22 protein-coding genes are annotated in these 25,098 nt (G+C 60.9%); 12 read left to right on the forward strand and 10 right to left on the reverse strand.

Annotated features, from left to right (window positions below; all coding sequences use genetic code 11):
* Positions 1-31: 31 nt before the first annotated feature.
* The 5 genes from ACI3KQ_RS10845 (at position 32) to ACI3KQ_RS10865 (ending at position 7,845) form a co-directional block, all read left to right on the forward strand.
* Entirely contained in the window at positions 32-1,663 is a 1,632-nt protein-coding gene (locus ACI3KQ_RS10845; RefSeq protein WP_404957473.1) for an FAD-dependent oxidoreductase, read from the forward strand.
* 45 nt (positions 1,664-1,708) lie between these two features.
* Positions 1,709-2,572 (forward strand): sugar phosphate isomerase/epimerase family protein, encoded by an 864-nt coding sequence (locus tag ACI3KQ_RS10850; protein ID WP_404957474.1) that lies wholly within the window; start codon positions 1,709-1,711, stop codon positions 2,570-2,572.
* Between the two features lie 67 nt (positions 2,573-2,639).
* The gene (locus tag ACI3KQ_RS10855; RefSeq protein WP_404957475.1) at positions 2,640-4,268 is read left to right on the forward strand and encodes an FAD-dependent oxidoreductase; all 1,629 of its coding nucleotides are present in this window, start codon (positions 2,640-2,642) and stop codon (positions 4,266-4,268) included.
* Between the two features lie 242 nt (positions 4,269-4,510).
* Entirely contained in the window at positions 4,511-6,760 is a 2,250-nt protein-coding gene (locus ACI3KQ_RS10860; protein ID WP_404957477.1) for a TonB-dependent receptor, read from the forward strand.
* A 125-nt stretch (positions 6,761-6,885) separates the two neighbouring features.
* Positions 6,886-7,845, forward strand: a complete 960-nt coding sequence (locus ACI3KQ_RS10865; protein WP_404957479.1) for a hypothetical protein — start codon at positions 6,886-6,888, stop codon at positions 7,843-7,845.
* A gap of 10 nt (positions 7,846-7,855) precedes the next feature.
* Here ACI3KQ_RS10865 and ACI3KQ_RS10870 read toward each other — a convergent pair whose 3' ends face one another.
* The 5 genes from ACI3KQ_RS10870 to ACI3KQ_RS10890 form a co-directional block, all read right to left on the reverse strand.
* A complete protein-coding gene (locus ACI3KQ_RS10870) occupies positions 7,856-8,860 on the reverse strand; it encodes a hypothetical protein (protein ID WP_404957480.1) in 1,005 nt (334 codons plus the stop codon).
* A 31-nt stretch (positions 8,861-8,891) separates the two neighbouring features.
* Entirely contained in the window at positions 8,892-9,734 is an 843-nt protein-coding gene (locus ACI3KQ_RS10875) for an enoyl-CoA hydratase/isomerase family protein (protein ID WP_404957482.1), read from the reverse strand.
* A complete protein-coding gene (locus ACI3KQ_RS10880) occupies positions 9,731-10,696 on the reverse strand; it encodes an alpha-ketoacid dehydrogenase subunit beta (RefSeq protein ID WP_404957682.1) in 966 nt (321 codons plus the stop codon). The genes ACI3KQ_RS10875 and ACI3KQ_RS10880 overlap by 4 nt, the downstream gene beginning before the upstream one ends.
* Before the next feature lie 79 nt (positions 10,697-10,775).
* Positions 10,776-11,759 carry a thiamine pyrophosphate-dependent dehydrogenase E1 component subunit alpha gene (locus tag ACI3KQ_RS10885; protein WP_404957483.1) on the reverse strand — a complete coding sequence of 328 codons (984 nt, stop codon included), beginning with the start codon at positions 11,757-11,759 and terminating at the stop codon, positions 10,776-10,778.
* A gap of 22 nt (positions 11,760-11,781) precedes the next feature.
* Positions 11,782-12,948 (reverse strand): acyl-CoA dehydrogenase family protein, encoded by a 1,167-nt coding sequence (locus tag ACI3KQ_RS10890; protein ID WP_404957485.1) that lies wholly within the window; start codon positions 12,946-12,948, stop codon positions 11,782-11,784.
* Positions 12,949-13,202: 254 nt separating this feature from the next.
* Between ACI3KQ_RS10890 and ACI3KQ_RS10895 the strand changes: the two genes are divergently transcribed.
* The 3 genes from ACI3KQ_RS10895 to ACI3KQ_RS10905 are packed head-to-tail and all read left to right on the forward strand — an operon-like array spanning position 13,203 to position 16,463.
* Positions 13,203-14,603 carry a phosphotransferase family protein gene (locus ACI3KQ_RS10895; protein WP_404957486.1) on the forward strand — a complete coding sequence of 467 codons (1,401 nt, stop codon included), beginning with the start codon at positions 13,203-13,205 and terminating at the stop codon, positions 14,601-14,603.
* Positions 14,600-15,742 carry an epoxide hydrolase family protein gene (locus ACI3KQ_RS10900; protein WP_404957488.1) on the forward strand — a complete coding sequence of 381 codons (1,143 nt, stop codon included), beginning with the start codon at positions 14,600-14,602 and terminating at the stop codon, positions 15,740-15,742. Before ACI3KQ_RS10895 ends, ACI3KQ_RS10900 begins: the two co-directional genes overlap by 4 nt.
* A 25-nt stretch (positions 15,743-15,767) precedes the next feature.
* Positions 15,768-16,463, forward strand: a complete 696-nt coding sequence (locus tag ACI3KQ_RS10905) for a 2-oxo acid dehydrogenase subunit E2 (protein ID WP_404957490.1) — start codon at positions 15,768-15,770, stop codon at positions 16,461-16,463.
* A gap of 71 nt (positions 16,464-16,534) precedes the next feature.
* On the opposite strand, the gene ACI3KQ_RS10910 is transcribed toward ACI3KQ_RS10905, so the two are convergent.
* The 3 genes from ACI3KQ_RS10910 to ACI3KQ_RS10920 all read right to left on the reverse strand — a co-directional run bounded on the left by ACI3KQ_RS10910 (position 16,535) and on the right by ACI3KQ_RS10920 (position 19,667).
* Positions 16,535-17,974: an SRPBCC family protein gene (locus ACI3KQ_RS10910; protein WP_404957492.1), complete on the reverse strand. Its 1,440-nt coding sequence runs from the start codon at positions 17,972-17,974 to the stop codon at positions 16,535-16,537.
* Positions 17,975-18,000: 26 nt separating this feature from the next.
* The gene (locus tag ACI3KQ_RS10915) at positions 18,001-18,750 is read right to left on the reverse strand and encodes an SDR family NAD(P)-dependent oxidoreductase (protein ID WP_404957494.1); all 750 of its coding nucleotides are present in this window, start codon (positions 18,748-18,750) and stop codon (positions 18,001-18,003) included.
* Between the two features lie 110 nt (positions 18,751-18,860).
* Positions 18,861-19,667: an enoyl-CoA hydratase/isomerase family protein gene (locus ACI3KQ_RS10920; RefSeq protein ID WP_404957496.1), complete on the reverse strand. Its 807-nt coding sequence runs from the start codon at positions 19,665-19,667 to the stop codon at positions 18,861-18,863.
* Between the two features lie 277 nt (positions 19,668-19,944).
* Between ACI3KQ_RS10920 and ACI3KQ_RS10925 the strand changes: the two genes are divergently transcribed.
* From ACI3KQ_RS10925 to ACI3KQ_RS10940, 4 genes are all read left to right on the forward strand, one after another.
* On the forward strand, positions 19,945-20,403 hold the full coding sequence (locus ACI3KQ_RS10925) for a MarR family winged helix-turn-helix transcriptional regulator (protein WP_404957498.1): 459 nt from the start codon (positions 19,945-19,947) through the stop codon (positions 20,401-20,403).
* 116 nt (positions 20,404-20,519) lie between these two features.
* On the forward strand, positions 20,520-21,317 hold the full coding sequence (locus ACI3KQ_RS10930; RefSeq protein WP_404957499.1) for an enoyl-CoA hydratase-related protein: 798 nt from the start codon (positions 20,520-20,522) through the stop codon (positions 21,315-21,317).
* A gap of 103 nt (positions 21,318-21,420) precedes the next feature.
* Complete coding sequence (locus ACI3KQ_RS10935) at positions 21,421-22,626, forward strand: acyl-CoA dehydrogenase family protein (RefSeq protein ID WP_404957501.1); 1,206 nt, start codon at positions 21,421-21,423, stop codon at positions 22,624-22,626.
* 4 nt (positions 22,627-22,630) lie between these two features.
* On the forward strand, positions 22,631-23,788 hold the full coding sequence (locus tag ACI3KQ_RS10940; protein WP_404957503.1) for an acyl-CoA dehydrogenase family protein: 1,158 nt from the start codon (positions 22,631-22,633) through the stop codon (positions 23,786-23,788).
* Positions 23,789-23,852: 64 nt separating this feature from the next.
* On the opposite strand, the gene ACI3KQ_RS10945 is transcribed toward ACI3KQ_RS10940, so the two are convergent.
* Both ACI3KQ_RS10945 and ACI3KQ_RS10950 read right to left on the reverse strand, forming a co-directional pair.
* Entirely contained in the window at positions 23,853-24,308 is a 456-nt protein-coding gene (locus ACI3KQ_RS10945; protein WP_404957505.1) for a nuclear transport factor 2 family protein, read from the reverse strand.
* Positions 24,305-25,096: a ThuA domain-containing protein gene (locus ACI3KQ_RS10950; RefSeq protein WP_404957507.1), complete on the reverse strand. Its 792-nt coding sequence runs from the start codon at positions 25,094-25,096 to the stop codon at positions 24,305-24,307. Before ACI3KQ_RS10950 ends, ACI3KQ_RS10945 begins: the two co-directional genes overlap by 4 nt.
* Positions 25,097-25,098: the final 2 nt, after the last annotated feature.

Consider the following 25,098-nt stretch of genomic DNA (forward strand, 5'->3'; position numbering starts at 1 on the left):
ACAGGCCTGATGAAGATCGAATTTAGGAGGGATGACCGTGGCAATCCAATGGGATGACGAAACTGACGTGCTGATCGTCGGCTCTGGGGCGGCGGGCTGTTCCGCTGCGCTGGCCGCCCGGACGGCTGGCGCGGAAGTGCTGCTGCTTGAACGCACGGACAAGCTGGGTGGAACAAGCGCTGTTTCAGGCGGCGTGCCCTGGATTCCCAACAACCATCATATGCATGAAATCGGGCGGACGGACTCCCGCGAACAGGCGCTCACCTATCTTCGCCGCATTTCGCTGGGCAAGATGGACGACGGCATGATCGAAACCTTCGTGGACACCGCGCCGCAGGTTTTGCTGTTCCTGGAAAAGGAAACGGACCTTCGTTTCCGCGCGCTCCAGATGCCGGACTATCACCCCGAATTTCCCGGCGGCAATGTCGGCCGTTCGGTGACGGCTGGCATCTTCCCGGCTGGGACGCTGGGGGAATTGCGCCCGGCGCTCCGGTCCAGCGCGCATTTCCCCATTCCCATATCCATTGCCGACGTCGAAGACGGCATCAACGTGCTGGACGCGGATGTCATCGGCGGACGCCTGAGCGAGGATATGGTCGGCATGGGGGGCGCGTTGATGGCGGGCCTGCTCAAGGGACTAGTGGATCACGGCGTTCGAATTGAACGCAACGTCCGCGTGCTGCGGCTGGTTCAGGACAATGACGTGGTCATCGGCATCGAAGCGGAGCGCAACGGCGAACCGTGGCGTATCGGTGTGCGCAAGGGCGTGATCCTGGCCTGCGGCGGATATGAATGGAACAAGGAAATGACCCGCGAATTCCTGCGCGGCCCGATGGACAGCCCCCACAGCCCACCCTGGAATGAAGGCGATGGCCTCAAGATGGCGATTCAGGCAGGTGCATCCCTTGGCAACATGTCAGAGGCCTGGTGGCAGCCGTCCGTCACTATACCCGGCGAGGAATATGACGGTCGCCCGCTGGTTCGGTTGACCGGCATCGAACGCTGCGGTCCGGGATCGATCATCGTCAACCGTACAGGTCGCCGTTTCGTCAACGAAGCCTGCAATTACAATGATATCGGTCGCGTCTTTCAGGCCTTTGATCCGGTCAACTTCGACTATCCCAACCTGCCCGCCTGGCACATCGTCAGCCAGGATTATATGGATCGCTTCCCGTTCCTGACGCGCTATCCGGGTGATCCGGTGCCGTCCTGGATGGAAAGCGCGGACACGCTGTCCGAACTGGCAACCAGGATCGGCGTCGATCCCGCCGGACTGGAGGCGCAGGTCGCGCGGTTCAACGACAATGCCCGCAAGGGCGTCGACCCTGACTTCCATCGCGGCGAAAGCATCTACGAACTATATTGGGGCGATCCGGGCGCGGAAGGCGCGGCAAAGACGCTGGGGCCACTTCAACGCGGCCCCTATTATGCCGTTGAAACGAAGCTCGGCACGATCGGCACGAAGGGCGGCCCGCGCACCAACGAACGGGCCGAAGTGCTGAGCCTGTCAGGCGGCACTGTCCCTGGCCTCTACGCGGCGGGCAACGCGATGGCGAGCATCATGGGCATGGCCTATCCGGGCGGCGGCGCGACGCTGGGTCCCGCGCTGACCTTTGGCCACATCGCCGGCCGCGAAGCCGCGCGCGGATCGAACCGCTTCTGAACGATGATCACGGCGCATCGCCTGCGCCGACAAAGGAGTTTCCTCATGACCGATCCAAAAATTGTCGCAACCTACTACACCATCGCCGGTGATGCCTATCCGGGCGCGCCCGTCGCCAGCCCTTTCCCGCTGGAGCGGCGGGCCGCTGCTGCCGTCGCGGCGGGTTTTTACGGGATGGGTTTGTCCGGCGATGACCTGGCCGCCAACGTCGCCTCGCACGGGACCGCCGGGATCCGTCGCATCCTGGACGATGCCGGTGTCCAGTTCCTGGAAATCGAGTGCCTGACGGACTGGTTCGCTCAGGGTGAGGCGCGCGCGGCTTCCGACCAGAAGCGCCGCCTGTGGCTGGAAACGGCGGTCGAGATCGGGACAAAGCACATCAAGGTGGTCGGCGATCTGAGCGACAGTGGCGTGTCCATGGAATCCATGGCCGCCGATTTTCGCCTGTTGTCCGACGAAGCGGCGCAGGTCGGCGCCTATGTGTCGATAGAGGTGTTTCCGCTGGCCAATATTCGCGACCTTACGTCCGGGCGGCAACTGATCGAGCAGGCAGGCACGGCCAATGGCGGGTTGCTGATCGACATCTGGCACATGACCCGCCCGGGCATCCCCTATGAAGAGGTTGCCGCCTTGCCCGCTGCATATATCAAGCATGTGGAACTGGACGATGCCGCCGCGCAAGTGGTGGGCCATCTGTTCGACGATTCAACCGACAACCGCCTGTTGCCTGGCGAAGGCAGCTTCGACGTGCCGGCATTTCTGCGCGCGATCGCTGCGACGGGATATGACGGTTGCTACGGCATAGAGATGTTGTCGCATGAATTCCGCGCGCTGGAGCCGGAAGAGGCGGCGAGGCGGTCTTTCGACGCCGTCGCGCGCCAGTTCGCGCTGGCGCGGGAAAATGCCTGATCGCGCACGGGCGGAACCGATGACGAACCGTCCATCCATGATCGCATGACAGGTTTGGGAGTATGGGATGCTGCAGCAGAATCAAATCAGCGAGACCGATGTCGTCGTCATCGGCACCGGAGCCGCGGGACTGGCTGCCGCGCTAAGCGCCCGGCATTCCGGTGCGGACGTCGTCGTCCTGGAACGCGCGGAAAAGCTGGGCGGCACCACCGCGATTTCCGGTGGCGTGCCGTGGATTCCTTGCAATCACCATATGCATGAGGTCGGGAGCAGCGACACGCGCGAGGCGGCGCTCACCTATTTGCGCCGCCAGTCACTGGGCCGCATGGACGACATGATGATCGAAACCTATGTCGATCAGGGCGTTGAGGTCATCAAATTCATCGAAGCACACACCGACATCCGCTTTCGCGCGCTCAAATGGCCCGATTATCATCCCGAACTTCCCGGTGGCACGTTCGGCCGGTCGCTTTCGGCGGGATTGTTCCCCGGCAATGAACTGGGCGATTTGCGGCCAAGATTGCGTGGCAGCCTGACCTTTCCCATCCCGGTTTCCAGCAACGACCTTGAAGACGGCGTCGATATATTCGATCCCGCGATCATCGGCGATCGGCTGGAAAAGGGGCTGGTCGGCGTCGGCAACGCTCTGGTGGCGGGCCTGACCAAGGCCGTGGTTCAAAAAGGCGCGACGTTCCGGTTCGGCATGCGCGCCCAAAGCCTTGTCATGGATGAAGGCGCTGTCGTCGGCGTCAGGGGCGACCATGATGGCGCGCCATTCGAAATTCGTGCCCGGCGCGGCGTCATCATCGCCAGCGGCGGGTTCGAATGGAATGCTGATCTGGTAAAAGACCTGCTGCGCGGCCCGCATGAAGGCGCGGCCAGCCCGCCGGGCAATGAAGGCGACGGACTATTGATGGCGGCGGAGGCCGGGGCTGCGCTCGCCAACACCGACGAGGCATGGTGGATGCCGATCATGAAAATTCCCGGAGAGGAATATGACGGCGAAACCGCCATCCGCTTCGCCGTGACGGAACTCACCAAACCCGGTTCGATCATGGTCAACCGCGCGGGACGGCGCTTCGTCAACGAAGCCTGCAATTATAACGATCTGGGCCGGTCCTTCTTTCAATTCGACGCCCAGGCGTTCGATTACCCTAATCAGGAAGCGTGGATCATCTTCCACCAGGGCTATCTGGACAAATATCCTGTCATGACGCGTTATCCGGGCGATCCGGTGCCAGGCTGGATCGAACAAGCACCTAGCTTGGCGGCGCTGGCCGACAAGATCGGCGTCGATCCCCGCGGCCTCGAACACACCGTCGAACAATTCAACATCTTCGCCCGCGATGGCAAGGATCCGGCATTCCAACGCGGGGAAAGTCTATATGATCGCTATCATGGCGATTGGGCATTGGACGGATCACGCCAGACCGTCGGACCGTTGGACCAGCCGCCATTCTACGCTTGTCGCGTTTACCCCGGCCTACTGGGGACGAAGGGCGGACCAAAGATTAGCGTCAGGGCCGAAGTGCAAAGCCTGCGCGGCGGCAAGATCGCAGGCCTTTATGCTGCGGGCAATGCTGCGGCCAGCATCATGGGCATGGCCTATCCGGGCGCTGGCGGCACGATCGGTCCCGCACTCGTATTCGGCCATATTGCTGGGCAGGAGGCCGCAACCAGGACGAACCGGCGCTAACGACGTCGACCTGATGCCATATAGATACACATATCTATCGTTCGCACGTATACCATATTGACAGAAGTCGCATATGGTGATGAAATGGCCGCGACCTGATGTGATGCAGGGTGCGGCCATCTGGTGCGACCCAGACCTTGCCCTTGCAGCCCATGATTGCATGAATAGCGGGATGCCTCGCAAGCATGGGAAGGCGTCCCCGCAAACCGATAATAATAAGTGCATTAGCGAGGGGAAGATCGATGAAAAATAAGGCTTTAGCTTTTCTAGGCATGTTGCTCACCAGCGTGGCGCCAATGCCGCTGCTGGCGCAGACTGCCGCCGCGCCACAGGATGGGGAAGCACAGCCGCGCCCCACTATGGGCCTTGAAGAAATCGTCGTGACGGCCCAGCGCCGCAGCCAGAATCTTCAGGACGTTCCCGTCGCCGTGACCGCATTCACTGGCGAAACATTGGAAAACAAGGGCATTGTCCGCGTCGCCGATATACAGCAGGCCGACTCGTCGCTGTTCGTGTCGCAAATGTCCGGCGTTGTTATTCCGTTCCTGCGCGGTGTGGGCAATCCTGGCGCCTCGACCCCAGGCAACGAAGCAAGTGTTCCTGTATACATAGACGACGTCTATTATTCCCGGCTGGCCAGCGCCTATCTTGAACTTGCCAACATCGAACGGGTCGAAGTTCTCAAAGGTCCGCAGGGCACCTTGTTCGGTCGCAACTCGACTGGTGGCTTGATGCAGGTATTCACGCGCGATCCCGGCGACACTACCGACCTGTCGGCGACGATTGGCTATGCCAATTATGACACGATCAGCGGCAAGTTATACGCCGCAACACCCATCAGCGACCGCGTATCAGCGGGCATATCCGTCTCTGGCCTGAACCAGCGCAATGGGTGGGGCGAAAACCTGTTCACCGGCAAAGACACCTATCGCCGCAAATTCTATAATATCCGGTCCAAGATCGTGATGGAGCCGACCGATACCACCACGATCCGACTGAGTGGCTTCTACGCTTACCAGCGGCAGAACCAGGGAAATTCGGTCAGCATCTACCCCGGCACGACCCGCGGCTATCCGCTGGGGTCACCGTTGGAAGGAACGCAATTCTTCCAACCGTCCGGCTTCTATGACATCTATGCAAATACCGAGATTTTTCATCGCCTGCGCGGTGGCGGGGCCGCGTTGAAGATCGACCAGGAACTGGGATTTGCCAACTTCGTCAGCATAACATCCTACCGCAAGGCCAAGGAACTGCTCAACTATGAAGGCGATCATACCGAACTGAACTGGCTGACTTTCCCGATCAGGATCAAGGATCGCCAGATCACCCAGGAATTACAGCTCAAGTCCAAACCCACGTCGGATATCAGCTGGTTGCTGGGCTTCTTTTACATCAATTCGCGGACGAACGTCGACACCCGCATCTTTGGCGACGCGCTGACCTTGAACGGACTTGCTAGCCAGAACATCCTCAGCCAGCAGACAATCGAATCCTGGTCTCCATTCGCACAGGCAACTTTCCCGGTCGTCGATGAAAAAACGAATGTGACGCTGGGCCTGCGCTACACGAAGGACCGCGTGGAAGGAAAAGGTCGACAAACGCTGACGCCGCTTGTGGGGGCGAATTTCCCCGTCGCACCCGACTACAACCAGACCGTTAATTTCGACAAGTGGACCTACAAGGTTTCGCTGGACCACAATTTTACCGACGACATCATGGCATATGCGACATGGAGCCGCGGCTACAAGTCCGGCACGTTCAACACGATCCCCTTGAGCGCGCCGCCGACCAACCCTGAAACCGTGACATCCTATGAAGCCGGCCTGAAGCTGACCCTGTTCGACCGCCGGGTACGCGCGAACTTCGCCGTGTTCCGCAACGACATCAAGGACCCACAGGTCCAGCTGGTAGAACTGGTCAATACGCCTGCGGGACCGACGCCCTTCGTCGCATTCGCCAACGCGGAAAAAGCACGCACCAAGGGCGTCGAGTTTGACGGCTCCATATTGGTGACGCGCCAATTACGCCTGGACCTGTCGGGCCAGTATCTGTCGGCCAAATTCATCAAGTTCGCCAATGCACCGATCAATGTGCCAATCTTTGCGCCGCCATGGGGCGTTACCCTGCAGTCGGGAGACGCCAGTGGCAACCGCCTGTCACAGACGCCAAAGTGGAAAATCAATGCCGGTTTCAACTATGAACTGCCGACGTCGGTTGGCGAATTCAGCCTGGCCGGTCAGATGTCCTATCGTTCCAACCTGAAATGGGACCCGGACAACATCCTGACCGAACCCAAGCTGACACTGTTCAGTGCCAGCGTCACATTCAAGCCGGAATTCAACGACAAACTGACGTTCCGGCTGTGGGGCACCAATCTGAGCAATGAAAAATATTTCAACAACCAGATCCCCCAGACGAACACCCCCGCCGGCGACCTGGGCGGCGTTGGCGATCCGCGCGCCTACGGGGTTGAACTTCGCTTCGACCTTTGATCAGCGACCGCTTCGGGTCGGTCCAGAAATAGCCGGCCTGCAATAGCTATGGTCCGCGTCGCCCAGGGTGACGCGGACCCCAGCGCATCAGCCGCCGCGCCCATTTCTGTCTTTGGAGACAATGAATGCTGCTGCACGAAGATTATCCACACACCGTTCCTGCTCGTGCCTGGCTGCGTTGGAAGGAAAATTACTTCTGGGTATTCATGGACCCCGAACGGGACCTGTGCTGCCTGGCCCATAGTACGGCAGAACCAACTTTCGACCGCGCCTTCGCGTCCTTCACCGTTCTGCATAAGGGCGTGAAGGTCAGCCATAGCGGCGAAGTTCCCCTGCCCCAGCCGTTCGAACATCAAAAACTGCTGCGCTATGGCAACCAGACTGTTCATTTCCTAAAGCCTCAGGAAGAATTTCTGGTCGAATATGAGGATGAAAATATTGCTGCCTCGCTGCGCTTCACGCGGCGCATGCACCTGTTCGACTTCCTCGCCTGCGCTGACGTCAATCCCGACCAGTTCTCCATCTCGGAAAACACCGCACTCGACCGGACGGGCTTTCGCCATCAGGGCCAGTGCATGAATGCGACCGGCAGGATGACGTTCAAGACCGGCGAACTTGCGGGTGTGTCGCTCGATGTCGATGGATCGGGCTATCGCGACCATAGCTGGGGGATGCGCAACGACCAGATCGTGCTGGACCACAACTGGTCCTTCTTCAACTTTCCGACCATGGGCTTTCACCTGTTCACCGTCCGCAACATCGTTCGCCCGGCCAACATGACAGCCGAAGGCTATATCGCGCGGCCGGAAGGCAATGAGGTCATCAAAACGCTCAGGATCGAAAATGTCGGCGAGGGGCCGGAAGGCATGCCCGACAAGGTCATATTCCACACCGTCACCCTTGGCGGCGAAAAATTCACCCTGACCGCCGACGTCGGCAATGCCTTTGCCCGCTTGCCGCTGCATTCGCAGAAGCCGGGGGCAAAGGTCTATTATAATGTCGAAAATATGTGCCGCGTGCGCTGTGAAGAGACGGGCGAGGAAGGTCTTGCCAATGTTGAGATCGGCACCTTGAAGGACGCTTGACGCCCTCCCTTTATGCTTCGCGGATGTGATCGCCCGGAATGGTCCGCTCGTAGCAGCCATAACCTTTGACCGATCCGTTGAGCAGAAGGCTGACGGATTGTTCGTCCACCGTGCGCGTCGGCCCCGGCTCAGTGACATAGACCCCGGCATAGGTGTCGTTGGGCGATGCAAGCGACAGGTAGGAACTGCCGTGGAACGCCGCCGTTTCGATCACCAGCGTTCCATTGGCATAGCTTAGCACTGTCCTGATAAGCTTTTCGTCTTCGTCCACATGGCCGCATCGTTCGATCTGTTCGATCTTTGCCTCAAAACTCCTGTCGCCTTCATAGACGACCGCCTCTGAAAACACGACCTGTTCGCCGGGGCCGATCTCTGCATCGAACAGCAGAAAGGCGATTCCATTTTCGAAATAGCCCTGAAACCACTGATGACTGTGCAGGGTGCGGTTGTCCCGACCGCCCAGGCTATGGTCACGATTGGCCATCGCGTTGAAGCTGAACTCTTCGCTGCCGATGCGGAAGGAGCCGGTGAGCAAGCCGGGCTGCTCGATATGGCCCGCGGGCAGGAAGTCCTGAAGCCCGCCCACCTTATGCAGGTCCCAGATGTCAGCCGTCGATGTGAAGGTCAGGTCGAATGACATCGGGGTACGCCGCCCATCTCCCACCACGCCATCCAGCATCTGCCGAGCTGGAACACGCATCACGCCGCCTTTGAAGCGGTAGGTCAGCTTGCGCCCCGGCTCGACGATCCGCACGGCGAGATTAGGCCCGCCCGGCCCATCTGCCGCCGCGAAAGCGTCACCAATGGCGCGGTGGGCAATCACCGTGCCATCGGGCAGGCGGACGATGACGACTTCGCGGAACTGGGTCAGGTCATGATGCCAGCGCCCGATATGGAACCAGAGGCCAACGCCCGATTGCGGATCGAACCCGGCGAGGCAGAAATTCTCGCTCCAATTTTCGACATCGGGAAAGCTGCCCTCCCACGGCGTTTCCTTGACCGGAATCTGCATCATCGTCTCCAAATTTAGGGATCGCTGCCGCGCGTTAGCGGGCGGAGGGGAAAACCGGCGCGCGCTTTTCCAGGAAAGCCGTCACTCCTTCATGGAAATCAGCGTCGCCCACGCAGGCGACGATGCCATCGGTTTCGGCATCCAATGTCTGCGCCAGGCTCCGTCCACCCGCGCTGTTCACCAGCTTCTTGGCAGCGATGACCGCACGCTGCGGCGCCTGCGCCAGACGGCGCGCCGCCTTCATCGCCTGGTCTTCCAGTGCGTCGGCGTCGACAATCCGATGCAGTATGCCGATCCTGTGCGCCTCGGCGGCATCTACCTTCGCCGCCGTCATCAACAGCATACGCGCCATCCTGACGCCCACGACCTGCGGCAGAACGGCGGTCACGCCCCCATCCGGGCTAAGGCCGACGCGCTGATGCGCGAATATGAAGGCGGCGCTGTCGTCACCAACCGCATAGTCGGCGATCAGCGGATAGAACAACCCTGCCCCAGCCGCCGCCCCGCGCACGGAAGCGACGATTGGCCGGTCGAACGCGACGATCGCCTCCACCAGTTTCCGCGCCAGCGGCAGGCGGTGAGCAAAGTCCGCTTGCCGCGTCGCCACATCCTGCTTGATCGAATCCGCAAAGCTCGCGACATCGCCTCCAGCGGAAAACACCTTCCCCTCGCCCCGCACCAGGATGCAGCGCACCGCCGGATCAGCCTGCGCGGCAAGGAACAGTTCGGTCAGCAGCGGCACTGTCGTCTTGGGAATGGCGTTGCCATATTGCGGTCGGTTGAACGACAGGCGCAGGACGCCGTCGATCAATTCCACCAGATAGCTTTCGTCCGGCGCGGACTGAAGCATGCGCGTCGCCCCCTCCGCCGCGATCAAGCCAGCGCCTTGCGAACGGCGGCCTGGATCGTGTCCGCGCTGGGCGCAAATGCCTGCTCCAGCGGCTTGGAAAAGGGCACGGCGCAATAGGCCGCGCCCACCCGCTGGACGGGGCCTTTCAACTCGCCCCACAGCTCTTCGGTGATAACCGACGCAATTTCCGCGCCGATGCCGAACTGTTTCACCGCCTCATGCGCGACGACGGCCCGACCCGTCTTGCGTACCGACGCCAGCACGGCTTCGCGATCCCATGGGGAAATGGTGCGCAGATCGACCACCTCGACGGAAATCCCCTCAACGGCCAGCATGTCCGCCACCGCCAGGCTCAATGTCACCATCAGCGAATGGGCGATGATCGTGACGTCGCTGCCTTCGCGGGCAATCCGCGCCTTGCCGATCGGGACGACCTGCTTGGAAACCGGGGCTGGCGTCCAATAGCTCGGCATATTTTCGATGAACAGAACCGGATCGGGATCGTCGATCGCCGCCCGCATCAGGCCATAGGCATCGTCGGGCGTGCACGGAGCGACCACCTTGATGCCCGCCGTATGAGCGAACCACGCCTCCAGATAATCGCTATGCTGGCCGCCGGTCGAAAAGCCCGACCCAGTCATGGTGCGGATGACCATCGGCACGCCCGTCTGTCCGCCAGACATGAAGCGCAGCTTGGCCGCATGGTTGAAGATCATGTCCATCGGCACCGCGATGAAGTTCATCAGCATGATCTCGGCCACCGGCTTATATCCGCCGACAGCCGCGCCGATCGCCGCGCCGATGATCGCCTGTTCGGAAATGGGCGTGGATTTGACGCGATCCACACCGAAACGGGTGGATAGTCCCTTGGTCACACCCATGACGCCGCCATCCTGCGGATCGGCCACGTCCTCACCCAGGACCAGCACCTTGGGATCAGCCTCCATGGCATCGTGGAGCGCCAGGTTGATGGCCTCCACCATCGTCATCTTCTTGGGTTCAGCGGCCTGCGATGCGGCAGAGGCCTGCGCGTCGGATGCAGTGATTGTGTCGGTCATTGCCATATCCTCAAGCGATTTCTTCAGCGAACACGTCCCGCTTCAATTCGGCGACGTCGGGGAAGTCCGCGGCCATGGCGGCCTCGATTGCCGCAACGATCCGGCTGTCCACCTCCTTCTCGATGGCGACCAGATCGGCTTCCGTGGCGATCCCTTCGGACAGCAGCCGGGCGCGCAGAACCGGCATCGGGTCCTTCGTCTGCGCCTGGGCATAAATGGTCTTGTCCATATAATGCCCGGCCTCGCCGAAAATATGGCCGTTGAAACGGAAAGTCATCGCCTCGATCAACGTCGGCCCTTCGCCCGCGCGCGCGCGCTCTATCGCCACCTTGGCCGCGCCATACATCTCGTCGGGGTCATTGCCGTCCACGGTCACGCCCGGCATGCCATAGGCAGCCGCACGATCCGAAATCCGGTCGATGGCCCGCGAATATTCGGGCGCGGTATGTTCGGCATAATGATTATTCTGGCACAGGAAGATCACGGGCAGCTTCCACACCGCCGCCATGTTCATCGATTCATGAAAAGCGCCGATATTGGTCGCGCCATCACCGAAATTGGCCACCGAAACGCGATTACGACCGTCCAGCTGCGCCGCCCATCCCAGGCCCGTGGCAATCGGCATGGACGATCCGACAATGCCGGTGGTCACCATCATGCCCTTTTCGGGGCAGGTCAGGTGCATTGGCCCGCCCTTGCCCTTGCAGGTGCCCGTCACCTTGCCCGCCAGTTCCGCCCACATCTCGTCCAGGGGAAAGCCCTTCGCCAACATGTCGTGGATGCCGCGGTAGATGGTGCAGATATAATCATCGTCATCCAGGCTGACGGAGATCGCCGAGGGAATGATTTCCTGCCCGCGCGGGCTGTAATAGGGCATCACCAGCTTGCCGGCCATCATCTGCTTGATGACATGTTCGTCATTCTGCTTGATCAGTGTCGCCTTGCGATAGATTTCCAGCAGCGTCGCCGCGTCTGGCTTGGGCCAATTGGACATGTCATCCACTCCAGCTGAGTTCTTAATAGGACTTGGGTAGGTCGAGCACTTTTTCGGCGATAAAGCTCAGGATCAGTTGCTCGGTAATCGGGGCGATCCGCATCAGGATCGACTCGCGGAACAGTCTTTCCACCTGATATTCGGTCGAATATCCCATGCCGCCGTGCGTCATGACAGCGCGGGTGCACGCTTCGAACGCTGCCCTGCCGCCCAGGAACTTGCCCGCATTCGCCTCCGCGCCGCAGGGCTTGCCCGTGTCGTACAGATGCGCGGCGCGCATGATCATCCAATAGGCGGATTCCAGGTAGGTCCAGTTTTCCGCCAGCGGATGCTGGATACCCTGGTTTTGACCGATATAACGGCCGAAAACCTTGCGTTCCGACGCGTATTTCGCAGCCCGCGCCAATGCGCCCCGGCCCAGCCCCACCGCCTCGATCCCGACCAGAATGCGTTCGGGGTTCAGGCTGTGCAGGATATAGTGAAAGCCTTTACCTTCTTCGCCGATCCGGTCCTCGTCCGGCACGAAATAATCGTCGATGAAAGTCGCGTTGGAATCCACCGCATTGCGGCCCATCTTGGGAATGCGCCGCACTTCCACCTGACTCTTGTCGAGGTCGGTGTAGAACAGCGTCATGCCGTCGGTGGGCTTCTTGCACTGTTCCTTGGGGGTCGTGCGGGTCAGCAGCAATATCTTGTTCGCCACCTGGCCCGACGATGTCCAGATTTTCCGCCCGGTGACCCGGTATCCGCCCGGCACCTTGGTCGCAAAGGTCTTGATGCTGGTCGTGTCCAGTCCGGCATCCGGCTCGGTCACGCCGAAACAGGCGCGATCGGTGCCTGCGATCAACGGCTTCAGCATCCGCTCCTTCTGCTCGGCCGTTCCGTGCACAACCACCGCATGGGGACCAAAGATATTCAGGTGGATGGTGCTGGCCGCTGAATAACCGCCCGCGCTCGCTGACACTTCATGCATCATGATGGCCGCTTCGGTAACGCCCAGGTTCGCGCCGCCAAATTCCTCCGGCATGGTGATGCCCAACCATCCGGCGTCGGCCATGGCCTTGTGAAATTCGAACGGAAATTTCTTTTCATCTTCACAGACGGACCAATATTCGTCGCCGAAACGGTCGCAGACCTTCCGCACGCTGTCGCGGATGGCTTCCTGATCGTCTGATAAGCTTATATCCACTGCATCACTCTCTTTGCGTCAGGCCTGCTGCTTCTCGCGTGCAGCCAGCTTTGGTACGCGATATTACTATATACCAACTGCCTTATGTCAAGGGCGTCCGCCCTTCGCCAGGACAAGCGGCGATATTTTTTGACAGATGTCACATATTTCCAGGCCTTGGCCCGCTGTCGCCGCTTTTCATCGCCGGACCGACGGCCCGCATTGCTTAATATGCTACGTTACGATACGCATGTGGTCGAAGGAGAGAGAATATCATGACAAACGCGCGTCACCTCTGGGCCGTCGCCCGCGCCTTGCAGCGCGACGTGCGTCCCTGCGTTAACGATGGTGATGCGCGCGCGACTCTGGACAACAGCATCCGGGTTCTCACCGCCACCGCCAATGGACTGGAACAGGGACCGTCCACCTTCCTGGACCCCGCCGTCTCCCTCCCATTGGCCGCTGACACTGATCGGCTGGGCGGTCCGGCGGAAAATGCCGCCGCTTATCGGTCGACTGGCGCCATCATTGCGCAGATGGCTGACCGGCTGGACAAGGGCGAAGGCCTGACCGCTTTTCGCGACGCCATCGCCTGCGAATGCGCACTGCTGCAATCAGCGATCGATCGCATGGATGAAATTGAACAGGCACCGCCGCGCCGGACGATCGGCGGCACGGATTCGATCGACCCCGAACGGCTCGCCACCTATCTGCGCCAGCGCACCGGCTGCGACGCGCTACGCATCGAATCGTTCAAGCTGGTCGTCGGCGGTCGTTCCCGCCAAACGGCACTTCTGGGCCTGTCCGGCATGGGCGACCTGCCTGCCCGGCTCGTCATCCAGCGCGGCATTCCCAACCTCGCGGCGGGTGACGCATTCCTGGACGAAGTTACACAGTTCAACCTTCTCGACCGCCTGCATCGCGCGGGCATGCGCGTACCGCGCCCGCTGCTGGTCGAAACCGATCCTGCCTGGCTGGACGCCCCCTTCATGCTGGTGGAACTGGCTCCCGGCGCAACCGCCCAACCCGAATATTGGCTTCCCGTCGATGACCGGAATGTCGTTCTGGACCTCGCGCGGCAAATGGCGATCCTGCATGCGCAGCCGGTCGCCGAAGCGGGCCAGGGGCTGCGCCCGTCGCGCAGCAGCTTCGACCTCGAAAGCTGGCAGGCTGAACTGGACGACATGGCGCGCGAATGGAACGCCCTTGCCCGCTGGCCTTCCATCACCATGTCAGCGGTCATTTCCTGGCTGCGCGCCAATGTCGATTGTCTGGATGATCGTCAGGCTATCGTGCACAATGACATGATTTTCCACAATATCCTGGCGCAGGACGGGACCATCACCGCGGTGCTCGATTGGGAACAGGCGGCCATTGGCCATCCCGGCGAGGATCTGGGATATTGCTATCCCGTGGTGATTGCCGCGACCGATTGGGCCAGCTTCATGGACGCCTATCGCGCGGCGGGCGGTACGGACATTCCGCAGCGGCAGATTGATTATTTCGCGCTGCGCGGCGGGCTGCGGCTCATGAATCTGGTGCTCAAGGGCGGTCGCGACACCTTTGAAAAGGGGCATAGCGACGATGTGCTGGTCGCAAGCGCGGGCGCTAATTTCACGCAACGTCTGATGCACCGCATAGCGCTCGTCCTGCAATCCATCCTGGAACGTTCATGACCCCGCCGCCTGTCGAACCCTTTGTCATCCACGTCCCACAGCAACAGCTTGACGACCTGCAACGGCGGCTGGACGGCGTCCGATGGCCAGATGAACAGCCGGTGCCCGGCTGGGAACAGGGCGTGCCGACCGCCCGGCTGAAGGCATTGGTGGACCATTGGCGGACATCCTATGACTGGCGGGCGTGCGAGGCGCTGCTGAACGGGCTTGGTCAGTATCGAACGCAGATCGATGGGCTGGACATTCATTTCCTGCACATCCGTTCGGCGGAGCCAGACGCGATGCCGCTGCTGCTCACTCATGGCTGGCCCGGATCGATATTGGAATTCCGCAATATCATCGGTCCGCTCACCAATCCGCGGGCACATGGGGGACAATCGTCCGACGCTTTTCACCTGATCATACCGTCCCTTCCCGGTTATGGCTTTTCCGGCAAGCCGACGGAAACGGGCTGGGGGGTGGAACGGATCGCGAAGGCGTGGGCCGAACTGATGCGGCGGCTGGGCTATGACCGCTATGTCGCGCAAGGCGGCGATTGGGGATCGTCAGTGACGATGAACCTGGCCGTCGATGAACCGGCGGAACTGGTCGGCGTCCATTTCAACATGCTATCCATCATCCCACCCGATCATGGGGACGATCTCGCCCCCGACGAGCAGACGGCGCTGGAATCCATGCGCCAGTTCAGCGACGTCGAATCCGCTTATGCCCGGCTGCAGGCGACCAAGCCGCAGACGATCGGATATGCGCTGGCTGACTCCCCCGTGGGCCAGGCGGCGTGGATCTACGAGAAACTTCAGCGCTGGTCGGACTGCGACGGCGTGCCGGAAAATATCTTTTCCCTGGACGATATGCTGGACAATATCACGCTCTACTGGCTGACCAACAGCGGGGCGTCGTCCGCCCGGCTCTATTGGGAAAGCATGAACAGCTTTCGGCCCCGGAATATACGCATCCCGCTGGGCTACAGTCACTTCCCGCGCGAAATCATCTGGCCCGCCCGCAGCTGGGCGGATCGCTATTTCGACAGGATCATCCACTGGAACAGCGTGGACAAGGGCGGCCACTTCGCCGCCTGGGAACAGCCCGGCATCTTCGTGCGCGAAATACGCGACTGCTTTCGCATGCTGCGTAGCTGACAATCAATCATCAAGAGGACCTATAATGGCAGCTGACAATATACTCCGGCTGACGGGCATCAGGGGCATCATCGCCCAGAAAATGAGCGAAAGCCTGCAAAAGACCGCGCAGCTCAGCTTCTTCTGCGACATCGACGCTTCCGCCCTGGTCGCCGCGCGCAATGCCTGGAAAGCGGCGGGCACGAAACTGGGCTATGAAGATCTGATCATCGCGGCCCTGACGTCGGTCCTGCGCGACTTTCCCCTCTTCAACGCCGTCGAAACCGACCATGGCGTCGAACCGCAGGACCAGGTCCATGTCGGTTGCGCGATCGCTCTTCCCGGTGCGCTGGTCGCGCCCGCCATTTTCGACGCGGGCAACCTGTCCCTGCCCGACATCGCACAAAAGCGCGCCGAACTGGTCGAGCGGGCCAGGGCGAACAAGCTCAGCATCGCCGAACTGACTGGCGCGACCGTGACCGTCACCAATCTGGGCCTCACCCGCGTAGAACATTTCACCCCGATCCTGAGCTACCCGCAACAGGCGATCATCGGCCTGGGGCGCATGTCGCCCAAACCCTGGGTAGCGCAGGACGGCGAAACCATCGTGGTGCGGCCAGTCATGGGCCTGTCGCTGACCGTCGATCATCGCATCATCGACGGCGCGCCCGCCGGGGATTTTCTCACCCGGCTCGCCCAGGAATTGGAAGACGGACCCACCCTTTCTCCCGGTGGGATCTGATCCGTCGCCGCCTGGGGGAAGGGGCCGTACATCATCCGATGCACGGCCCCTTCCCATTTTTCGCACGGGGATCAGTTCCCCTTCTTTCCCTCCAGATAAAGGTCCAGTTCAGCGTAGAAATGCTGGATGCGCCGTTCCTGTTCGGAAAAGACGATCGTGCCGTTCAGTCCCTTTGACCGCATGCCGCGCTGCATCGTCACCATGTTGGCGATGTCCTGCTCGACCACTTCGCCGGCCTGCGGATTATCGTGAGTGGAACGGCGGATCGGCGGACGGACCTTGCCCGTCACATCGACATCATCCTCCACCCCCATATAGGCTGGCGGACGCCGTCCTTCGGCCAGCTTCGCGGACAGGACGAATACATCCTGATAGCCGCGCTCCGGGTCGGTGGGATGAGGCCGGAACCGCTGGAGCAATATGCCCTCCGGGTGCATGTTCATCGTCACGTTCGGGAACAGCGACGGGTTCCAGTCATCCGTCAACTGATTGTCGGTATAGCCGGAATAATCCACGCCATAGGGGTTGTTCTCACTGCGTTTAGCCTGCTGCAACGCCCGGCGAACATGCCGCGCGTCCCCCTTCAGCGCAGACATCTTCACGCCCGCTTCCTGAAGGAAATAGGCGAGGCCGACATTGACAAAGCGATTGTCCGGCCAGCGCGGGCTGACCGATCCTACCGAAAACAGGTTCCGGTTATGGCCGTTCCGATAGAAATCATACTGAACATAATGATCGTCGACATAGGGCTTTATCTGCGGATGCGTGGCGTGCGCATGATAGGTTTCATTGAACGCCGAATACATCGTCTTCCAGTTGGCCGGAATATCGACCGTCAGATGCTTGACGACGAACATATTCTCGATCTTGTAGGATGCGAGCATAGGCAACAGATCGGCATAATATTCCTCGAACGGCATCGGATCGGGATTCATGCTCACGAAAACCATGCCGCCCCATTCCCGGACGTGCAAAGGCGTCAGGTCCAGATTCCCGCACAGCGCCTCCTCCCGGAACGTATCCCGGTCGGTCACGCGCACATTCTTGCCGTTCAGGTTGAACCGCCAGCTGTGCACGATGCACGTAAAGGACGTCGCGCCATGACCGAAATCGTCCTGCACCAGCTCGTTTCCGCGATGCTTGCACACATTGTAAAAGGCGGCGACGCCGTCCTTGTTGCGCACGATGATCATGGACTGCTTGCCCAGGTCGAACCGGAACCAGTCGCCGACATTGGGTATGTCGCTGGAAATGCCTGCGAGCAGCCAGACCTTGCTCCACAACCGCTCTTCCTCGACCGCCATGACGGCCGGGTCGATGGACCTGCTGGTTTTTGCCGTCCGATAGTTGGCGATATCGGGGTGCAGTTCCTCCAGCCGCCAGGGCGACTTCTTTTCATAATCGGCGGTGACCTCTCCCGGTTCCAGGACAAAGCTTTCAGGATCGGAAAGCTGTTCCTTGATCGGTCGGTCGTTGAACCGTATTTCGGCGTAGCGAGCATTTGCCGCCATTTACGTTACTCCTGCGTACCCCCGGATCAGAACTGGACGCGCTTTGTAAAGCCCCCGTCGATGACAAGATTGGCGCCCGTCACATAACCGGCAGCCGGGCTGGCGAGGAATGCGATAGATTTGGCGACTTCCTCCGGCGATCCCAGCCGCCCCATCGGAATCTGGGCCACGATGCCGTTATACAGGTCGGGCATCAACGCTTTCGCGCCTTCCCAATTGCCGCCTGGATAGCTGATCGGGCCGGGGGTCACCATGTTGACGCGCACGCCCTTGGGCGCCCACACCTGCGAAAGCTGCTTGCCGTAGGTGATAAGAGCCGCCTTGATGGCGTTGAACGCCTGGGGCATCAGGAATGTCTCGATCGCGGCGGTGCTCGACATGAAGATGACCGAACCGGCGCTCGACTTTTCCAGATAGGGTTCCAGCGCCTCGCACGCGTCGACCGCGCCCAGCATGTCGATGCGATAGCTTTCGTCCCAATCCATCGCACCCTGAGCGCCGGACGAGCTGATCGAATGGATGAATATGTCGCACCCGCCCAACTCATCGGCCAGGCCCGTCAGCATCGACTTATAGCCTTCGCGATCCTCCAGCGTGAACTCGCGCGTGACGGCCTTGCCGCCCAGCTCAGCGTTGAATTCCTCCAGCGCATCGCCATTGCGCGAAAACAGGCCCAGCTGCGCGCCCTCCGCCGCGAACAGATTGGCCGCCGCGCGGCTGATGCCGCGGGTCGCGCCGCCCATGATGACTTTCAATCCTGACAAGCCCAGATCCATGAACCCTCTCCCATTTTTTGTGAAATTACATCTGACAGTGGTGGCCTAACGATCCGCCACGCCCGCCACATCTTATTACTATGCTAGCATACCATTATCAATAGACGACATTAGTCATTTTTCCAGTAAAGCTGATCCATGCTTTCTCCGGCATCGAACCGCGCCTGGATCGCCTTCATGCTGACCAGGCTGTCAGGGTGCGCGAACAGGCCCTGGCTGATCAGCTGGTCATTCTCGATGCCCTGCGTCTGGTTCAGGTCCTCCGCCTCGCCCAGCATCTTCTTCATGCCAGCGACCGACTGCGGCGGCAGAGAAGCGATGTGCCGGGCGAGCATGAGCGCTTCCTCGACCGCCTTGCCCTTGGGCACCAGGCGGTTAAGCCCCCCCAGTTCATACAGCCGCCGCGCTGTCAGCGGCTGGGCCGTCAACACGACTTCGGCGGTGACCGTCCGGCCGATCAGGCGCATCAATCGTGACGTGCCGCCAATGCCCGTGCCCGCCCCGATCGCGACTTCGGGCTGGCTGAATCGCGCCTGTTCTTCCGCAACGCGCAGGTCGCAACCCCAGCCCAGTTCGCATCCGCCGCCCGATGTATCGCCATTTATCGCGGCAATCGTCACCGCAGGCCCACGGTTGAGCAGTTGGAGCGAACGGAACCACCCCGCCGGGTCACCACTCGCCGCCTTTCCTTCGACCAGGTTCACGATATCGCTCAGATAGGCATGTTCCAGCCAATGGCCTTCGACTGACGACGCCAGCACGATCACCCGCGCCTTTTGCTCGATCGCGGCTTCCAGGGCGTCCGCCAATGCCGTCACTGTCGCACAGCTGACCAGGTGTCCGGCCATGCCGCCGTCCCCGACCGTGATCAGTGCGACGCCGTCATAGGGCCATTGCGTGTCGATATTTCCGGTCACCTGATTCTCTCCTGGCATCAGTGGGCAGCTTGATGGCTGCGCACCATTTCTTGACATTCGTCACTACAGTATGGAGGCACATCATACAAATGTCATTTATTGATGTGGTTGCGCGCATGATGCAAGGTCGCAATCAGCGGGACATTACCGACGCCCGGGATGATTCGTCGGTGACAGCCTGAACATGGCGCAAAGGGAAATGAGAATGGCCAGCGTGAACGCGAAGTTGAAGCAAAAGCAAAAATCAGACATCGCACCATCGCAATGCTCGTTCCCGATGTTCAAGATGACTTTGGCCTATCAGGCCCAGCTGCTCGCTCGTATCACGCAGGCCGACTATCTTGATCGCATCAGAAGCACGGGAGTCGCTCCCGCACAGGCCTATGTATTAGGGGAATTGTGGCTGGAGGAACCCCTGTCGCAGGTAGAACTGGCTCGACGACTGGAAATCGGCAAGGCAACGATCGGCCAGACCTTGCAACGACTCGAAAAGGCGGGGATCGTCGAGCGTCGTCGCGTCGCGGCCGATCGGCGGCTGGCAATGGTCCACCTCACGGAAAAGGGGCAGACACTGCGCGAACCGCTTAGAATCGGAGCATTGGAGCAGGACGAACTGCTGTTGCGTCAACTGGGTCCCGAACGGATCGCCATGTTGACCGATCTTCTCGAACAGTCGAACCGACTCTTGTCGGGCAGCCTGTCCGATGCATCGGATGCCGCCGACACGCCGGAATAGGCTGGACGCCGCCGAACCATATTCGCGACCTGCAGGATATGGTATGCTAGCGACCTAGCTTCTGTTATGAGGGGGCATGCAGGGTTGCAACGGCCCAACGACCGACGGGAGAGTGCATGAATTTCGAACATTATGAAGCGCTGGCCTTCGAACGTGACGGGCGCATACTGACCATCAGGATGAACCGCCCCGACGATCTGAACGCCGTTGGCCCCGCCCTGCATGAAGAAATGGCCCGCGTCTTCTTCGACGCCGCCGACGATCCCGACAGCGACGTCATCATCCTGACTGGATCCGGCGGCGCCTTTTGCGCTGGCGGGGATTTCGACTGGCTGGAGGACCAGGCCGCCGGTCGCCGCGAGCCATTCGTCAACGAAGCAAAAAGCATGCGGCGGATCGTCATGGGCTTGCTCGATTGCGCCAAGCCGGTGATCGCAAAGGTCAATGGCGACGCCATCGGCTTTGGCGCGTCCATCGCGCTGCTGTGCGACATCGTCATCGCCGCGGATCATGTGCGTTTCGCGGACCCCCATGTCAAACTGGGGCTGGTGGCGGGCGATGGCGGCGCGCTGATCTGGCCGCAGCTGATAGGCTTTGGCAAAGCGAAACATTATCTGCTGACAGGCGACGCGATCGGCGCGGTGGACGCGGAACGGTGCAACCTGATCAGCTTCGTCGTTCCCGCCGCCGAACTCGACGATTATGTCGCCAAATATGCGGCGCGACTGGCGCGGGGTGCTCAATCGGCGATCCGCTACACCAAGTCAGTGACCAACATCGCTCTACGCCAGTTGTTCAGCTCGGTTTTCGAAGCCGGAGTCGCCTATGAAGGGCTCGCGACCTACACCGCCGATTTCGGTGAAGCCGTTAGCGCCGTCCGTCAAAAGCGACATCCGTCCTTTACCGGTCGATAATCGGCCGGACCGTCGCCGAAATGCATTGCGCCTTGCGCATTCGCGCAGATGATGTTTAAGAACATCGTATGCATACGCACTATAGTCGGAACGGGTGAGGCTGATGAATCCTTCCTACAGCAAAGAGGATGAAGCGTTCCGGGCAGAAGTTCGGGCCTTCATCGAAGCGAAACTGCCACCCGAACTCGCGCAGCGGGGGCGCTACGACTTTCACCCCCATCGCGATGACCAGGCCGCCTGGACCCGCATCCTCGCGGAAAAGGGCTGGTCCGTGCCGCACTGGCCCGTTGCCCATGGGGGGCCGGGCTGGAACGGCGTGCAACGCTTCATTTTCGAAGATGAAATGCGCCGCGCCTACGCCCCCACGGCGGATCGCATCGGGTCGGAACTGGTCGCGCCGGTCGTCTACACCTTTGGTTCCGAAGCTCAGCGGCAGGCCTATCTGCCCGGCATTCGGGCGGGCGACACATTCTGGGCACAGGGTTTTTCAGAACCGGGGGCTGGCTCCGACCTGTCATCCCTTCGCACCCGCGCCGTGCGAGATGGCGACCATTTTGTCGTCAGCGGGCAAAAGACCTGGACGACCGAGGGACATCATGCCGACATGATCTTCCTGCTCGTGCGCACCGATCCCGACGTCAAGCCGCAGGCGGGCATATCCTCGCTGGTCGTGGACCTGAAGACCCCCGGCATCACGCGCCGCCCGATCTGGACGCTGGATGAAGGATTGACCGTCAACGAATTCTTCTTCGACGAAGTGCGGGTTCCGGTGGAAAACCTGATCGGGGAACCGGGACAGGGCTGGACGCACGCCAAATTCCTGCTCGGCAACGAACGGACCAACAGCGCCGAAGTGCCGCACACCCGCCGCGACATCGCCCAATTGCGGCAGATCGCACGGACCGAACGGAAAAATGGGCGCCCCCTGATCGAAGACCCGATCTTCCGCGCAAAGCTCGCCCGCATCGAAATAGACACGAAATCGCTGGAGATTGCGGTGCTGCGGGCGCTGACATCCGACGGTCACGGCAGCGCGTCCGTCGCCTCGCTGGTCAAGGTCCGGGGTTCCGAACTACGCCAACGCGTCGCCGATCTGGCCGTCGACGCGCTGGGCGACCGGGGCATCGCCGTCAACGTCGATCCGCACGCTGAATATCGCATGGTCGATCGCGAACATGGCGCTGCTCCGACCCCCGGCCACGGCATTGGCGTCGCGGCCAAGGCGATGTTCCGCCGGGCCACCACCATCTATGGCGGCGCGAACGAAATTCAGCGCACCCTCATCGCCAAGACCGTTCTGGAGCTGTGACATCATGGATTTCAACTACACAGCCGAACAGGATGCCCTGCGCGACAGCGTCAGGCGCTTTGTCGAACGCGAATATGACTGGGAAAAACGGTTCGCCATCATCCGCTCGGATCAGGGGGTAGCGCCGGGTCATTGGGCGGCCTTCGCCGAACTTGGCTGGCTGGGCGCTGGACTGGCGGAAGAAGCGGGCGGCTTTGGCGGCAGCGCGGTGGAAAATGCGCTGATCGCCGAAGAACTGGGCCGCGGGCTGGTGACCGAACCCTTCTGCGCTCATGTTCTTGCGACGCAATTGCTGTCATCCATCGGCACCGCCGAAGCCTCTGAGCTGTTGGCAGCACTCGTCATGGGAGAAAGACGCGCAGCCCCCGCCCTGCAGGAACCGGATGGTAGGGGCGACTGGCGGATCGTAGAAACGCAAGCCGACCACACCGGACCAGCCCTCCGCCTCACCGGAACCAAGTCGCTGGTAGAAAGCGGAACATACGCTGATTCATTCATTGTTTCGGCCTCGAACAATGGCCAGACGAATCTCTACCTGGTCAACGCCCAAAATACGGGGACCAGCCTTCACCCCTATCGCACGATCGATAATCGCCGCGTTTGCGACATTCATCTGGATAACGCCCCCGCCCATCTGCTAGCGACAGGAGAGAACGCAGCACGCGCCATCGTCCTGGCCGTCGACCACGCCATCGTCGCTCTGTGCGGCGAGGCATTGGGCATCATGGACACCGCGCTCTGGACGACGCGCGATTACCTCAAGGTCCGCAAGCAGTTCGGCACCGCGATCGGCAATTTCCAGGTGCTCCAACACCGCATGGCCGACATGATGATAGAGGTGGAGGTGACCCGATCCGCCCTGTTCAACGCGCTTGGCGCGATGAACAGAAGCGAGGCAACCAGGACAGCCGCTGTGTCGGCAGCAAAGGTTCAGGCATCGACCGGAGGACTATTCGTCGGCCAGCAGGCGATCCAACTGCACGGCGGCATCGGCGTGACTGAAGAACTGAACATCAGCCATCACTATCGCCGTCTGTTCGTGATTGCGCGGCAATTGGGCGACGCCGACCTGCATCTCGTTCGTTTCGCGCAGGCCACGGATGGGACGGAGGAGGCTCTCACGAAGTCGGCCCGGAGAGCGGATGGCCCGCATGGCATTTAATGGTTACGCTCATAGGAAAACCAGCGCTCATTGCTGCGGTCTGAGCGACCATCATTGCAGGTCGCTATATCTGGCCGTCAACGCGTAGCCGGGCGACTTCCTGATTGCCTGCCTCGCGCAGGGTCACAAGTCCCATGTCGTCGATAAACCATTCACCGTCAACGCAGGTGAAGCGATAGGAAACCAGACCCCACAATTCATGGAGCGGCGGCGTCAACTTGTCGCATCTTGCCCAGCCATGGCGCTTTGCGCGCAGCATCGCGCGGTCGTCCGTGACAGTGACGATGGGATTCAACAGCATATGGCAAGACATTTTTGCGGGCGGATTGAGCGCAGCGATCCCCGTTACCAGTTCGTCCGCCGACAGTGTCACCGCGTTATCCCCGACCAGAACCCCGATCCTCACCCCAACCAGAGGCATGAAGCTGCGCCGTACACGCGACCAATCCTTGCCGTCCACCGCTTCATCAAGCGCAAAAGCGGCGTTCAGCACCTCCTGGACGGAGGCAGGCAACGTCACGGCACGCCCACGGTTAGATGCGCACCCCAACGGATCGCGCGCCGCAGCAGTTCCAGATAGGCCGGACTGTCCCACGGCCCCACCTGCGGTTCGATCTCCGCGATGAACGGCTGCATGTCGTAACGGCCACAACTGTGGCCCGGCGCCAGGAACAGCGCCTCTCCTGCGCCGTGACGGTGGAGCACCGCCTGCGGACGCGGCACATCTTCCAGCCATGGGCCCTTCACATAGCCGGGCGCTTCGCCGGTATAGCGCGATTCCAGCAAGATCTCGCTCTCCCCACGCAACTCCAGAATATAGGGTTCATCCACCACCTCGAACGGCGGCAATCCCGCGACCAGCGGATGGTCCGACACGGGATGGACGGTGAACGGCTGCCGCGCCAGGTGCGAAAGGAAACGACAGCCCAACAGATCCATATAGCCGGGGTGCCGGTCAGGGGTGTCGGTTAGCCCCGGCAGTCGAATGCCGCCAATCTCCACTTCCGGTCCTGAAAATTCGATATAGGCCGCGCTGCCATGGATCGCGAGCCACCGTCCGCCGCCGGCCAGGAACTGCTCCAATATCCGCAGCCCTTGGGCATCCGGGAAGATGTTCGTCGTGTAGGTAATCAGGAAATTTGCCGCCGCCAACGCATCCTGGTCGCGAAAATCATGAGTGCAAATCGTCCTGATCCGTTCCTGCTCTCCCAACAGGTCCAGCAGGCGGCGGCGCACCAGATCGAAATCATGATAGCCGCCGCCGATGACGAGCATCGCCCGCACGGTGGCCACTGCTTCACCGGTCATCA

Origin of the sequence: Sphingobium sp. ZW T5_29 (assembly GCF_044987515.1) — a bacterium.
In the GTDB taxonomy this organism is placed as follows: domain Bacteria; phylum Pseudomonadota; class Alphaproteobacteria; order Sphingomonadales; family Sphingomonadaceae; genus Sphingobium.

Excerpts from the sequence above, each read along its gene's own strand:
- ACI3KQ_RS10860 (WP_404957477.1), top strand. The coding sequence starts at position 4,511 with ATGAAAAATAAGGCTTTAGCTTTTCTAGGCATGTTGCTCACCAGCGTG.
- ACI3KQ_RS10910 (WP_404957492.1), bottom strand. The coding sequence starts at position 17,974 with ATGGCGGCAAATGCTCGCTACGCCGAAATACGGTTCAACGACCGACCG.
- ACI3KQ_RS10895 (WP_404957486.1), top strand. The coding sequence starts at position 13,203 with ATGACAAACGCGCGTCACCTCTGGGCCGTCGCCCGCGCCTTGCAGCGC.
- ACI3KQ_RS10865 (WP_404957479.1), top strand. The coding sequence starts at position 6,886 with ATGCTGCTGCACGAAGATTATCCACACACCGTTCCTGCTCGTGCCTGG.
- ACI3KQ_RS10950 (WP_404957507.1), bottom strand. The coding sequence starts at position 25,096 with ATGACCGGTGAAGCAGTGGCCACCGTGCGGGCGATGCTCGTCATCGGC.
- ACI3KQ_RS10850 (WP_404957474.1), top strand. The coding sequence starts at position 1,709 with ATGACCGATCCAAAAATTGTCGCAACCTACTACACCATCGCCGGTGAT.
- ACI3KQ_RS10930 (WP_404957499.1), top strand. The coding sequence starts at position 20,520 with ATGAATTTCGAACATTATGAAGCGCTGGCCTTCGAACGTGACGGGCGC.
- ACI3KQ_RS10885 (WP_404957483.1), bottom strand. The coding sequence starts at position 11,759 with ATGTCCAATTGGCCCAAGCCAGACGCGGCGACGCTGCTGGAAATCTAT.
- ACI3KQ_RS10915 (WP_404957494.1), bottom strand. The coding sequence starts at position 18,750 with ATGGATCTGGGCTTGTCAGGATTGAAAGTCATCATGGGCGGCGCGACC.
- ACI3KQ_RS10925 (WP_404957498.1), top strand. The coding sequence starts at position 19,945 with ATGTTCAAGATGACTTTGGCCTATCAGGCCCAGCTGCTCGCTCGTATC.
- ACI3KQ_RS10905 (WP_404957490.1), top strand. The coding sequence starts at position 15,768 with ATGGCAGCTGACAATATACTCCGGCTGACGGGCATCAGGGGCATCATC.
- ACI3KQ_RS10845 (WP_404957473.1), top strand. The coding sequence starts at position 32 with ATGACCGTGGCAATCCAATGGGATGACGAAACTGACGTGCTGATCGTC.
- ACI3KQ_RS10940 (WP_404957503.1), top strand. The coding sequence starts at position 22,631 with ATGGATTTCAACTACACAGCCGAACAGGATGCCCTGCGCGACAGCGTC.
- ACI3KQ_RS10855 (WP_404957475.1), top strand. The coding sequence starts at position 2,640 with ATGCTGCAGCAGAATCAAATCAGCGAGACCGATGTCGTCGTCATCGGC.
- ACI3KQ_RS10900 (WP_404957488.1), top strand. The coding sequence starts at position 14,600 with ATGACCCCGCCGCCTGTCGAACCCTTTGTCATCCACGTCCCACAGCAA.
- ACI3KQ_RS10870 (WP_404957480.1), bottom strand. The coding sequence starts at position 8,860 with ATGATGCAGATTCCGGTCAAGGAAACGCCGTGGGAGGGCAGCTTTCCC.
- ACI3KQ_RS10880 (WP_404957682.1), bottom strand. The coding sequence starts at position 10,696 with ATGACGATGGTGGAGGCCATCAACCTGGCGCTCCACGATGCCATGGAG.
- ACI3KQ_RS10935 (WP_404957501.1), top strand. The coding sequence starts at position 21,421 with ATGAATCCTTCCTACAGCAAAGAGGATGAAGCGTTCCGGGCAGAAGTT.